The organism is Microcoleus sp. S36a_B3 (assembly GCF_036700745.1).
Taxonomy (GTDB): Bacteria; Cyanobacteriota; Cyanobacteriia; order Cyanobacteriales; family Microcoleaceae; genus Microcoleus.
The window spans coordinates 345618-357354 of sequence record NZ_JAUBPN010000002.1; the positions used below are offsets into that span (position 1 = coordinate 345618).

The 11737-nt window shown below is 45.4% G+C and carries 11 protein-coding genes; 4 read left to right on the forward strand and 7 right to left on the reverse strand.

Annotated elements, in window-relative coordinates:
- Positions 1-575: 575 nt before the first annotated feature.
- Positions 576-2324 (reverse strand): hypothetical protein, encoded by a 1749-nt coding sequence (locus QUA01_RS03455; protein WP_333087545.1) that lies wholly within the window; start codon positions 2322-2324, stop codon positions 576-578.
- Between the two features lie 379 nt (positions 2325-2703).
- Between QUA01_RS03455 and QUA01_RS03460 the strand changes: the two genes are divergently transcribed.
- Together QUA01_RS03460 and QUA01_RS03465 are read left to right on the forward strand one after the other, a co-directional pair.
- Positions 2704-2934 carry a hypothetical protein gene (locus QUA01_RS03460; protein ID WP_333087543.1) on the forward strand — a complete coding sequence of 77 codons (231 nt, stop codon included), beginning with the start codon at positions 2704-2706 and terminating at the stop codon, positions 2932-2934.
- A 46-nt stretch (positions 2935-2980) separates the two neighbouring features.
- On the forward strand, positions 2981-3196 hold the full coding sequence (locus tag QUA01_RS03465; protein WP_333087888.1) for a hypothetical protein: 216 nt from the start codon (positions 2981-2983) through the stop codon (positions 3194-3196).
- A 256-nt stretch (positions 3197-3452) separates the two neighbouring features.
- On the opposite strand, the gene QUA01_RS03470 is transcribed toward QUA01_RS03465, so the two are convergent.
- The 4 genes from QUA01_RS03470 to QUA01_RS03485 form a co-directional block, all read right to left on the reverse strand.
- A complete protein-coding gene (locus QUA01_RS03470; RefSeq protein ID WP_333087540.1) occupies positions 3453-3917 on the reverse strand; it encodes an MgtC/SapB family protein in 465 nt (154 codons plus the stop codon).
- A gap of 37 nt (positions 3918-3954) precedes the next feature.
- Positions 3955-4611: a hypothetical protein gene (locus tag QUA01_RS03475; protein WP_333087539.1), complete on the reverse strand. Its 657-nt coding sequence runs from the start codon at positions 4609-4611 to the stop codon at positions 3955-3957.
- Between the two features lie 326 nt (positions 4612-4937).
- A complete protein-coding gene (locus QUA01_RS03480; protein WP_333087538.1) occupies positions 4938-5903 on the reverse strand; it encodes an N-acetylglucosamine kinase in 966 nt (321 codons plus the stop codon).
- A 239-nt stretch (positions 5904-6142) separates the two neighbouring features.
- The gene (locus QUA01_RS03485) at positions 6143-6499 is read right to left on the reverse strand and encodes a zinc ribbon domain-containing protein (protein WP_333087537.1); all 357 of its coding nucleotides are present in this window, start codon (positions 6497-6499) and stop codon (positions 6143-6145) included.
- Between the two features lie 194 nt (positions 6500-6693).
- Between QUA01_RS03485 and QUA01_RS03490 the strand changes: the two genes are divergently transcribed.
- Both QUA01_RS03490 and QUA01_RS03495 read left to right on the forward strand, forming a co-directional pair.
- Positions 6694-7020 carry a phasin family protein gene (locus QUA01_RS03490; RefSeq protein ID WP_333087535.1) on the forward strand — a complete coding sequence of 109 codons (327 nt, stop codon included), beginning with the start codon at positions 6694-6696 and terminating at the stop codon, positions 7018-7020.
- Positions 7021-7307: 287 nt separating this feature from the next.
- Positions 7308-7895 (forward strand): FKBP-type peptidyl-prolyl cis-trans isomerase, encoded by a 588-nt coding sequence (locus QUA01_RS03495; RefSeq protein WP_194070826.1) that lies wholly within the window; start codon positions 7308-7310, stop codon positions 7893-7895.
- A gap of 194 nt (positions 7896-8089) precedes the next feature.
- Here QUA01_RS03495 and QUA01_RS03500 read toward each other — a convergent pair whose 3' ends face one another.
- Positions 8090-10702 carry a replicative DNA helicase gene (locus QUA01_RS03500; RefSeq protein WP_333087533.1) on the reverse strand — a complete coding sequence of 871 codons (2613 nt, stop codon included), beginning with the start codon at positions 10700-10702 and terminating at the stop codon, positions 8090-8092.
- Between the two features lie 359 nt (positions 10703-11061).
- Positions 11062-11520, reverse strand: a complete 459-nt coding sequence (gene rplI / locus QUA01_RS03505) for a 50S ribosomal protein L9 (RefSeq protein ID WP_194009876.1) — start codon at positions 11518-11520, stop codon at positions 11062-11064.
- Positions 11521-11737 lie beyond the last annotated feature (217 nt).

The following is an 11737-nucleotide window of genomic DNA, read 5'->3' on the forward strand; positions in this document are numbered from 1 at the left end:
GTATTAAACTAAAAACTTTGGAGCAAGTGTTACCGGATTTTTAATACTTCTTTTAATTAACAATTCAGTTCAAAGCGCGATCGCCAGCATCTGAAATGTTGTGTTTTTTGTTGTAAATTTTTATCCTACGAGCCGAGGCTAACTCAAATTATACCATCCTGTCAACTCACACAGATCCAACATACAAATATATTCTATGCCGATCGTTTACCGTTCCGCAACCGTGTAATTACAGAGAATACACCCACAGTAAAAACATCAATTTCACCAGTTTAGGCCTATTATTGGCGATTTATTGTCGATTGATTCGATGTCGGTGTTTTTTGTAACCGATGGTAAGTTTTGTAAAGTTTTAAATTACCTGCTAAGCCCGGTTTTTCAAATTCGTTAGGTGGCCAGAAACCCGGTTACTGCGACAAATTTCGGTTAACACCAAAAATTTAGGAAGAAACCGGGTTTCTTGAATTCGTTGGACAGACAGAAACCGGGTTTCTGCAACAAATTTCGGTTAATACCAAAAATTCAGGAAGAAACCCGGTTTCTCAAATTCCTTGGGCGACCATAAACCTGAATATTTACGCTTTCGGCTCAACCCAAACAGTCATGCCTTCAACCCTCAAACCTTTGCCGCGAGTGCCGCAATATTGACCGTTAGTAGTAACAGGAGTATCGCCTACATTCTGAATGTGAGCTGTGTAAAATACATCGTACTTATCAGCTTGCTGCCCAGTCAGTCGCGCGGCAAATCCTTCAATGCGCTTGGCTTTCCCCCGGAAACCTGCCAGTTCCCCTCCGCCGATCCAAGGAGTATCACCAACTCCTTCAACGTGAGCCATGTACTCCAAATTTAAACCGGGAACCGGAGGCTCTATTTTAATTTGAAAACCTTCGACGCGGCGGCCTTGAGCTTTAGTACCGGCGTATTCTTTACCGCTAAAAGTGCGATCGCCAATTCCTTGAATGTGCGCCAAAACTTTTAAACCCACAGCCGCCGCAACTTGAGAATTCGCAGACGGCGCGATCCAAACTTTGATGCCTTCTATTCTCAAAGCTTTGCCGCGAGTGCCGCAATAATCGCCGTTGGAGGACACATCGGTGTCGCCGATATTTTGGATGTGAGCGTTATAAAATACGTCATACTTATCAGCTTGCAGCCCGCTCAACCGCACGGCAAATCCTTCAATTCGTTTCGCTTGACCCCGAAAACCAGCCAATTCTCCTTCGCCAATCCAAGGAGTATCCCCAACACCTTCGACGTGAGCCATGTACTCAACTTTTAAGCCGGAAATTGGTGGCTCGATATTAATTTGAAATCCTTCGACGCGCAGCCCGCGCGCTTTAGTACCGGCGTATTCTCCAGCACCGAAAGTTCGATCGCCTATTCCTTGAATGTGCGCCAAAACTTTCAATCCCAAACCGCCCTCTACAGGCGCTTGTTGAATCTCGCGAGGTGCCCCAAAAACAATGTTCCCAGAGCCTGTTTTTGGGAGAGATTTAGGTACTTCCACGCTAGGAACGATAATCACTTCGTGCATGGGGGCCGTCGCGGCGGGGGATTCCAAAATTTTGATTTGCGGTGCAACTGTAACTTGTTTCGGTGCCACATTCCCCGACGGGATGATAATCACTTCGGGTAGAGGTTCGGCGCCCATTTTTGGTTCTGGCGCTGTTTTAATTACGGATTGGATTTTTGCAGGTTCTGCTTTTACTATCTGGACAACGGTTAATTTGCCTCTGGAAATGGCGACGGCTATTTGTTTGCCAAAAGCGGCGCTGACTGTTTCTTCGAGGATTACCCACTCTTCGTCGTTTAATTTGTCTTGCTGTTCCACTAGGGCTAGCACTGCTGCAACGGGGTGTTTGCCGCTTACTAGGGATTCTGCGTCGGAATGCAGTTGAGTTGCGGTTGATTCGGAAATGGCGCGCTGGAGTTCGCGGGCTTTGCCATGCACTGATTGTAAGGGGGCGAAGTCGCTTTGTTCGCGGTGGGCGATCGCCAATACTCGATCGAGCACTTTCAAAGCTGCGTCGCGAATTTCTGCTTTACCTTCGGAAGCTGCTGCAGTCTCGACTAAGTTTTGAATATCTTTGAGGGAAGTAATTTCTCCGGGGGCGAGGGCGGATTTGTTGACTTGGAGAGCTTGTTTTTGGACCTCTGCAAAGTTGCGGCTGTAGCTGGCAATTTCTTTCAGTAAGCTGTCAGAGGGAGGAAGCCCGGAGTCTTGCAGTTGTTTGGCGGCTTGGGAGAGTCGATCGGCTAAATTACCATAAGTTTCCGATAGTTGGGCTATCTGTTGTAACAAATCTTTATGTGTTGCTTCCATAGGTCTTGCAGTAAATATTTAACTTGCTGATTATAGACGTTGAGCGTCTTCTGAAGGTAGAAGGCTTCTGAAGGAAGAGGGAAGAAGGAAGAAGGAAGAAGGAAGAGGGAAGAGGGAAAAGGGAATATTTTCCGATCTCCCACCCTCGGCATCTCTCACCCTCGGCATCTCCCACCCTCGGCATCTCCCACCCTCGGCATCTCCTCCTCGCCCCAGTGATCCTCGTCACATCCGTGCAAACACTGAGTCACACTCTGCGAGTCAGGCTGTCACAGGCTACCCCTAAAAATGTCACACAAACCGAGCAATAGCCGTCACTGCGGAGTCAGTTAAAACCGTCGATACTTAGGATATTCAAGCAATCAAACCCAAAAATATTATGGTACTTATTCGCGACCTCGCCCAACAAGCTCTGACCCTAGGTTATTTAACTCTAGAATCTGAAAATCAACTGCGGCAGATGTTAACTACCACCAACTATGACTTGGAAGACTTAAATGCTTTTATGAGTTTGCAACTAGCAGCCATGTCCGGTTTGGTGAAACAAGAGTCTCGCCTTGTAAAAGAATTGGAAATTTTTGGCGAGACAGCCACGGAAATTCCCTGTTAATAATTAGTAGCTTTTTAATTATTTCAAATTTAGTAAGGAAATTTAAATTATGGTCATTCGTGAAGTTGTAAATCAAGCTATTGCCACGGGATATCTGAGTTGGGAAGCCGAAAATCAAATGCAGGATATTTTTGCCTCGGCGAAGTGCGATTTGGAAGATTTAAATGCTTTTATGAGCTTGCAGTTAGCCGCGATGGCTGGTCGCGTAAGGCAAGAGTCTTTGGAATCGATAAATTCGCCGAATTTTTCGGAACAAAATTAATCATTTTGATTCGTTTCTTGGGCGATATAAAGATCTATTTGCGTTTATGTAAAATTTAAAATAATAATTTAATCTACCCTGCTTATTGTCTAGTAATTCTAATATTATTGCTTGCTGTGAATTTAATCTAGATTAATTTATTAAACATTTAATGATGTAAAACCTTGAGAGGTCGGGTGGGAACACCGCACCTTATCGTCATAAGTAGCACGTCTAATTTAGCTCAATATTAATTATATAAAACCTTCGCGATCGACTATTTCCGACTCCGACGCTCTAACTCTTTGATAACTCTCAGAACAAACAGCGACATGAAAGCACCAATTAATGCAAGTTGCCACAACCCGCATCCGGCCGCACTTCCTAAAGCTGCTGACAACCAAATAGCAGCGGCCGACGTGAGCCCGTGAACTTTTGGTTTGCCGATTTCCTGCTGATATTCGCGCAGGATTTCTCCGCCCCCCAAAAATCCTATCCCGGCAGCAATGCCTTGAATTACGCGCTCTACACCATCTCGTCCGTTGTCATTTTTACCTATTGCCAGCGGAATTAAAACAAACATTGCAGCACCCATACTTACTAACATATGAGTCCTCAATCCCGCTGGTTTGTTTTTGAGTTGGCGCTCCCATCCAATCATTCCGCCCACAAACATGGCCAGACACAACCTCAACAGTATGCCCAGCCAATTATCAGGAGACCACAAGTTATCGATCGACAATGTTTTACGGCAAATAATTAATCGCGAGATTCCAATACTACCGCAGCACGATGTCCGATCGCAATCTCACTGCCAAATCTTGTTCCGGGCGAATCACGATCACGTCAACGCTGCGCCGCCCCAACAATACTCCGGCTAATGCACCGATTCCAGCACCGCCCAATACTTCTTCAGTGGCGATCGCCTTGTCGCCGGTAATGCCTGCTAGGGCTGCTGCTGCTGCTGCGCCCAATGCTGCCCCTTGCGCGACTGAACCTGTTCCAGCACCTTTTTGAATTTTTTCGGTTCTGGTAATAATTCCCGAATAGCCATCAATCCGATAGCGTTGGCGGCGGCTGACAATTAACTCGCTCGCAACAAATTGACTACCCCTTTGATTGCCCCTTTTGACAGGTCGCAATTCCCCGACAATCTGGCTGCCTGCGGGGATTGATACTCTGCCTTGAGCCGTGCGGATATCTCGCGCTACTGTTAATGTTAAAGGTGAAGTTTCATCGGTGGTGACAACGATTTTGTTTTTTTCATAGCTAACTGGAATGACACTGCCCGCTGGAATTCGGATGCTATCAAATTGTGAAATTCGTTGTTGAGCTGAGGCGGGCGCTGCTACTACCAGCGGCGCGCTGGTTCCAAATGTAATGCCCAGTGAGAGGATTGCTGCTGTTGCCGAACGCAATTTTTGAGAAGTAATCATATATTTTGTCTCCTTCTTTCGGTTTTGTTTTACTTAGGAACGCACTACTGCTAAATCTGTTTCTAGTTTTGCATTCATTTGATGTTTTTATTATGGCCGGCTGGAATTAGACAAGTTGGGAAGATAAGGTAGATAATTAAGAATTTTCACATTTTGCCAAATTGAAAAAATCGACTGGACTGGGGCGATCGGGAAGATAAGGAAGATAAACAGTCTGCGATTGCAAAACCTCTACAGATAGGGTGCGCCCATAAATACTGCGTCAAGCCATTTTTTGCCTTAGTCATGAAGATGAAGTCCTAGCGGGAAGCACTCTCTCAACGATATTAATGGTTGAGTGAGTTTAAGGCTAACAACGCTGCACCGAAAGCTGGTTCGTATCGGGGCGAAATTAGCTGAGCTTTTGGCGCGATCGCACCTATGGCAGTTTCAAACCGACCCCGAAAATTTGCATCACCGCCCCACACACCTCCCACCGTCACAATTTCAAATTCTTCTGCGGGCTTAAATAGCGCTGAAATGGCTGTTTTTGTTGAAAATGTTAATTTTGCCACAGCATTGTCAATAATGCCGTCAGCGACGCGATCGCCCTCTGCTGCGGCTCGATCGACAATCGGCGCTAAAGCCGCAATTTCTTTGACTCCCCAACCGCGCCGGTAAACAACTTCTACCAATTCTTCTAGGTTATTTAAGCCTAAATGCCCTTGAAATTTTTCCGCCAGCGCCGTAACGTCTCCTCGTCCGTCATAGAACTTCAAAGCAGCTTGCAAACCTTCAACAGCGATGTCATATCCGCTGCCTTCATCGCCTAAAATATATCCCCAACCGCCGACTCGTTTAGTTTCCCCTTGACGGTTTTGCCCGAAAACAATCGAACCAGTTCCTGCAATAACCGCGATACCAACTGGATGGCCAGTACCGCCAACCAGTGCGATCGCGCAATCGCTACAAATTACGATATTTCGCGGCAAGAGCGATCGAGCTACGGGTAAAGTATTCGCCAACTCCAAATTTTGCACTACAAATTGCACTATTTCAATATCTTTGGCACGCCCCACGCCTGCTAGTCCCAGACAAATTGCTTCTATTTTCAAATTGATATTTGGAGCGATGTTCGCGGAAAAAACTGCTCGCTCGATCGCCAATTGAATCGATTCTTTTGCTTGCTCAATTCCCAGCGTTTGATAATTTGAAGGCCCTGCTTCCCCGCGTCCCAAAACAACGTTATTTTCGTCCATTAAAACGCAAATAGTTTTAGTGCCACCGCCGTCGATGCCGAATACGTAAGTCATGGCAAAATTTTTAATTTGTATTGTATGTTGTCAACTAATATCTTGACGGATGGGACACAATGCGGATGTGCTGGCGTGCATCTAATTTGTACAGTAATTTTTATTTAAAGTATTGTGGTCTCGCCAGCCTAAAAATCTCATATAAGATGGGCGAAACCTTGTCGCCAAGCGAGCGGGGACACTCCCCAGACGTTAAAATAATACTTTTTGCATTTTTTGAGATGCTCCCTACAATTCTTTCAAACAGACAGAGCAATGCTAATAATAATTAAACCAAATAAAGCCAACCAAATAACATTGCGCTGACACCAATTTTTGATGGATTGCGGCAGGCCGCCGCTGATGTAACGGCTCGTCTGCGGCACTAGAGGCTCGGCTTTGTCGTGATAAAGCGTGCATTCTTTCGCCAAGGGACGCTGCGGGTAGTTGCAGGTGTCGTCTTCGTGGTAAATACAGGTTGTACACAGAAATTCTGCAGATGGTGATCGATAAAGGGGGATACCCGGATGACCGAAAGCTTTGAGAGGGATTTTGCACTGCGGACAGGCGATGGCTCGCGCGTCTACAGGTTGGTGACAGCGGGGGCAATCAGGCATTGACGGCTGGGTGATAGGGTAATGTTGTCGGTAAGCTCATTAGCGGGTTTTCCGAACGCCATCAGGCGGCTGAATGCTCCAAAATAGAAAGGTAGGTCAGCGCTGATGTAACTTAAATTGTACAGATGGTTTCGCAGCGACAGCAGGCGACCTGAGCCGATCGGCTATTTTGTGCCAAACAGTAGGAAAAATCTATGGATAACAATAGCAACTTACTCAAACAACTGGTGATGCTGGGCATTGGTACTACCTCCTTGGTGGCGGAGAAATTGCAGGAAGTCAGCGAGCAATGGGTTAAAGATGGCAAAATCAACCCCGAGCAAGCCAAAACTTTTGTCGATGACATGACAGAGCACCTGAAGTCGGAGCAGGGAAGTTGGGATACTCAGTTCCAGCGCCAACTGCGGAATATACTGCAAGATATGGGCGTTCCCCGACAGTCGGAAATGGATGAGTTGCGCGGCAGGCTCGATCGTCTCGAACGTCAGATGCGCGATTTAGAAAACCGTAACTGGCGCTGAGCACGATCCTTTTCTGCAAGTTTCGCGCTCGCGGGCGATCGCGCGCTTGCTGCTATCTTGTGATAAAATTGTCACCCGAACGCAGAAGGCTCAATAAGGCACTTATGTAGAAAGCAGAAGCTAGAATTACAAACATTCTGACTTCAAAGTTTCTTTTGCGTTTAAAATTAACTGGCATCCGCCATTTTTGGCGGAAAAGTTCAGATAAAATTTTGTAGTTCTTGTTGTACAAGATGTCTTAGATATCTGAGATATCGCGGTTACAAAAAGTATCAGGAGGATTAATTTTGCAAGGAATTCTGGTCAGCTTGGGGGTAATGCTGGTTTGCTTTGTGTTTTTGATAGTTGCTCAAATGAGCGGTTATGTGCCCAAAGCAGTTGCCTCCGAAGTGAATAATCCTTTAACCGATGCTGCGCTTGAGATCCTCTCAGCGAAGTCTTTCACTGAAGATAGCTTGCTCGTAGCTGATGCTAATTTACCGGAGGAACCAGCTACTATCGCTGGCAATAACATGACTGATAATACTGAGAAAACTGTCACCACAGCTTCAGGTTTGAAATATGTTGAATTGAAAGAAGGTGATGGGGCGACTCCAAAAACTGGTCAGACGGTTGTGGTGCACTACACTGGCACTTTGGAGGATGGCACGAAGTTTGATAGTTCGCGCGATCGCAATTCTCCATTTCAGTTCAAAATTGGTGTAGGCCAAGTAATTAAGGGTTGGGATGAAGGTGTCGGTACGATGAAAGTTGGAGAACGCCGCAAGTTGATTATTCCCCCTGAATTAGGTTATGGTGCTCGCGGTGCGGGCGGGGTGATTCCTCCTAATGCTACGCTGATTTTTGATGTGGAATTATTGAAAATTGCTGGCTAGGTAGCTCAACCTAACTAAGTGTTAAACTTTTACGCTGTTTAGAAACCCGGTTTTTTTATTAAGAAACCGGGTTTCTGCGTAAGTCTTAGTTCATTTAAGTAAATCGACCTAATTAAACGTAAAATACGGATCGCGAAAAAGCTTGCTGTGTGTTCCTTCTTCCTTCTTCCTTCTTCCTTCTTCCTTCTTCCTTCTTAAGAGCGCTTTGGAGATGCTAGATTGCGGAATGAGGTAAATTGGGCATCGAATAATAGTTTGATGATGCCTGTGGGGCCGTTTCGGTGTTTGGTGATGATGACTTCGGCAATTCCGCGATCGGGCGAATCGGGGTTGTAATATTCATCTCGGTACAGCATAATGACTAAATCGGCGTCCTGCTCGATCGAGTTGTGAACTATGATGTCATTAGCGACAAAATTATGCAGTGCAGGCACTGTTAAATCGTAAACCTCAGCTTCACCATCAACTTCTATTGAGGCGATTTCATCCCAGTAAATATCGCTTTTAGATAAGGGCGCAAGTTCATCAGATTTAACAATTGTAGCTAATCTGAATGCTCGTTCCCGACCAAGGTTGTGTTTGTAAAGGGTTGTACCACAATATAAGTTGCCTAGCTGTGCTTGCATCTGGCGTGTAGTTAAACCAAATTGCTGCATAGCAGGAACAGCATACATTTTCCACACATCACGCGGTATGACATCTCTATTAGTATTGCTAGAACGAATTTCAATGTATTCTGCAATTTCTGTTAGAGCTTGCTGTTTGTAGTTACCTACTGCACCAATCAAATGAATAAACTTATCTAAATCAGGTCTTCCTGTTACCCAAACTTGATGTTGATCTCGCCCTTTCCCTGGCTGGGGGCTTAAAAATAAGCGGGCATTGATACCAAGTCTGAGTAAGAGTGACTGAACATCTCTTGCCAATTTTTCACTACTGGAAGCATAATAAACACTAGGGTAATGACATTTACCCCTACCTGTTTTTATGCAACCATCAGTACACCAAAGATGGCGTAAAAATAAAGATATTGCTTCTTGAGGCTGCTCAAATATTTGATTGGGGACAAACTTCTGGTAAGAACGCAGACCAAAAACACCTAAAGCATCTAGCCATTTAGTTACAGGATTCCTCACATTATGTGTCAGATGATAGGCGGCAGGAAGATAAACTTGATACCAATCACGTTCTTTACAAATACGAGGTATGATTCGCTCTCCAAATACTTCTATGGCAAGGTTTGCAACAGTATTGGCTAAATCTTCCTCTCTAGTAGTGTATTGAATAACGTGTCTAGGTAGAGTACATCCGTCTCCAATCATGTGTCCTACCAAGGCTATTTCGGCATTGTCCATCGATTGGATCAAGGAACTTGATACGTATCTAGGTAGGGCAATGCGATCGCCCATTTTTAACTCATCCAATCGTCGCCAGCCGTGAATGGTTAAGAACTTATGATTGCCAGTGGCTCTAATTGCCCGTCCCAAACGAGTTTGCAGTCGTAGTACAGGCTTAACACCTGTAGCAAAGGCATTGCTAACAACGGCTTTTTCTAACTGCATAGTGGCTTCATTGAGCGCCCAAACTGTGAAGCCAGATTTTCCTACTAATTCACAAATTGGTACGCGCATACCAGTATCCGCCAGCGTAACTAAACTATCACCTGTTAAGCAGCCACTTTCGCGTAAATCAGACATCATCGGCCGCTTATTTGTTCTCGCTTCCACACTGCGACTCAACTGAGACAAAGCAATAATCGGCACGTTGAGTTCGCGGGCTAAACCTTTAAGGCCTCTAGTAATTCGAGATAATTCTTGCACGCGGTTGTCGCTGCTACCTTCCATTAATTGCAGATAATCTAGCAAGATTAATCCTAACGATCCGCCTTGTTCCGCTTGAAGGCGGCGGGCTTTGGAGCGAATCTCCATCACGGTAATATTAGGAGTATCATCAATAAACAGCGGCAATTCTGATAAGTTACCTATGGCTGTACTGATTGGTTCCCATTCGTTTTGACTGATTCTGCCCGATCGCAACCTGTTACTTTCTATTTTGGCTTCACTGGACAAGATACGCTGCACTAGCTGTTCTTTCGACATTTCCAAGCTGAAAACCGCAACAGGCAATTTCTGCCCTCCAGCAGCGATGTGGTGGGCGATGTTGGTACAAAAGGCCGTCTTCCCCATTGCCGGTCTAGCAGCAACGATGATTAAATCCGATCGCTGAAAGCCTCCTGTCATGGCATCTAAATCATAAAAACCGCAGGGAATACCGGGAAGCGTGAGGCCTTCATTGCGATTTTCTAAATCTTGAAATGTTTGGTTTAGGGTTTCGCCGATCGATACTAAATCTTGTTGCGGGCGGTCTTGAGTGATGCCGAAAACTTCTTGTTCGGCGCGGTCTAATACTGTTTCTAGCGGTGCTGCTGTCTCGTAACCTAATTGTACTATGTTGTTGCCAGCTTCGATCAATCGGCGGCGCTGATATTTGTCTTCAACTAAGGCTGCATATTGGTCGATGTTGACTGCTGAAACTGTGCGATCGACTAATTGTGCTAATTTAGTTAATCCTCCGACTTGTTCTAACTGGTTGCGATCTGTCAACCAAGTTGTCACCGTCATTAAATCTGTCGGTTGGCCTTGCAAAAATAGCCCTAATGCCGATCGATAAATGACTTGATGAGCGGTGATGGCAAAAAACTCCGGTCGCAGAAGTTCGGCAATTCTAGAAATCGCTTCGGGGTCAATTAAAATCCCGCCTAAAATTGCTTCTTCTGCCTCTATATTTGTCGGCATCAAATCGCTCATTAGTCAATAGTCCTCAGTCAGTTTGCAGTTGTCGGTTGGCAGCAGTTGTTAGTTTTTATAGCAATCCTAAATGAATTGTATAATTTATTGTAGGGGCAATTTCCCCACGCCCGTGCGTTCGCGAAGGGTAGCTGTCCCTATCCTGAATATCCTCGTATCGGAGGTAGGCAAAGAAAGGCACTACCGTTAGATATTTGTACAACTGATGCGAGGATTGCTACAATTGTGAATTGTGAGTTGTTAGTTGTCAGTAGAAATGGGTGATTCGGAATTAGAACCAACAAATAACAAATAACAAATAACAAATAACAAATAATAGCCAACTGCCAACAACTTTCCTGCCAACTGACAACTTTTAATTACATCGGGACAACTTGAATATTAACTTCGGCGGTAACTTCCGCGTGAAGTTTGATTTCAGCTTTGTATGTACCAGTGCCCCGAATTTCGGGTAGGGTGATGCCGCGCCGATCGACTTCTTGACTGGTAGAGTTGAAAATCAGTTCTGCTACTTCTTGGTTGGTGACAGTACCAAAAATCGCGTCTCCTTCGCCGACTTGCTTGGAGATGATGAAAGGCCCGGCTGCTTCCAAGGCGGTTTTGCGGACTTCAGCTTGCTGCTTGAGTTCTAACTGGCGCAGTCTTTCTTCTTCACGGCGGCGCTCTGCTTGCTTGAGAATTCCCGGAGTGGCTCTAAATCCCATTCCTTGGGGTACTAGGTAGTTGCGGGCGTAGCCTGGGGCTACTTCTACTACGTCGCCAGCTTTGCCGAGTTTGCTGACATCTTTGTTTAATACTAATTGGACGCGCTTGGCCATGATCGTTGCTTGTGGGGTTTTAATTGCAACTTTCTATAATAGCGAAGTTTGAAGGGCGATCGCAAGGGAGAAGGAAGAAGTCATTAGTCCAACGTCATGTTTTGCTGTCCCCCCGAGCTTTCCGTCCAACGTCATCAGGAAAAGGGAAGAAGGAAGAGGGATGAGATATCCATTTTTGGTGGGTTCATCCGTCTCAAGCGAAGGTGGTGAAGGAATT

What these genes read in the sequence shown, in the direction of transcription:
- QUA01_RS03455 (WP_333087545.1), bottom strand. Translation starts at nt 2,324, where the DNA reads ATGGAAGCAACACATAAAGATTTGTTACAACAGATAGCCCAACTATCG.
- QUA01_RS03460 (WP_333087543.1), top strand. Translation starts at nt 2,704, where the DNA reads ATGGTACTTATTCGCGACCTCGCCCAACAAGCTCTGACCCTAGGTTAT.
- QUA01_RS03475 (WP_333087539.1), bottom strand. Translation starts at nt 4,611, where the DNA reads ATGATTACTTCTCAAAAATTGCGTTCGGCAACAGCAGCAATCCTCTCA.
- QUA01_RS03480 (WP_333087538.1), bottom strand. Translation starts at nt 5,903, where the DNA reads ATGACTTACGTATTCGGCATCGACGGCGGTGGCACTAAAACTATTTGC.
- QUA01_RS03485 (WP_333087537.1), bottom strand. Translation starts at nt 6,499, where the DNA reads ATGCCTGATTGCCCCCGCTGTCACCAACCTGTAGACGCGCGAGCCATC.
- QUA01_RS03490 (WP_333087535.1), top strand. Translation starts at nt 6,694, where the DNA reads ATGGATAACAATAGCAACTTACTCAAACAACTGGTGATGCTGGGCATT.
- QUA01_RS03500 (WP_333087533.1), bottom strand. Translation starts at nt 10,702, where the DNA reads ATGAGCGATTTGATGCCGACAAATATAGAGGCAGAAGAAGCAATTTTA.
- rplI (WP_194009876.1), bottom strand. Translation starts at nt 11,520, where the DNA reads ATGGCCAAGCGCGTCCAATTAGTATTAAACAAAGATGTCAGCAAACTC.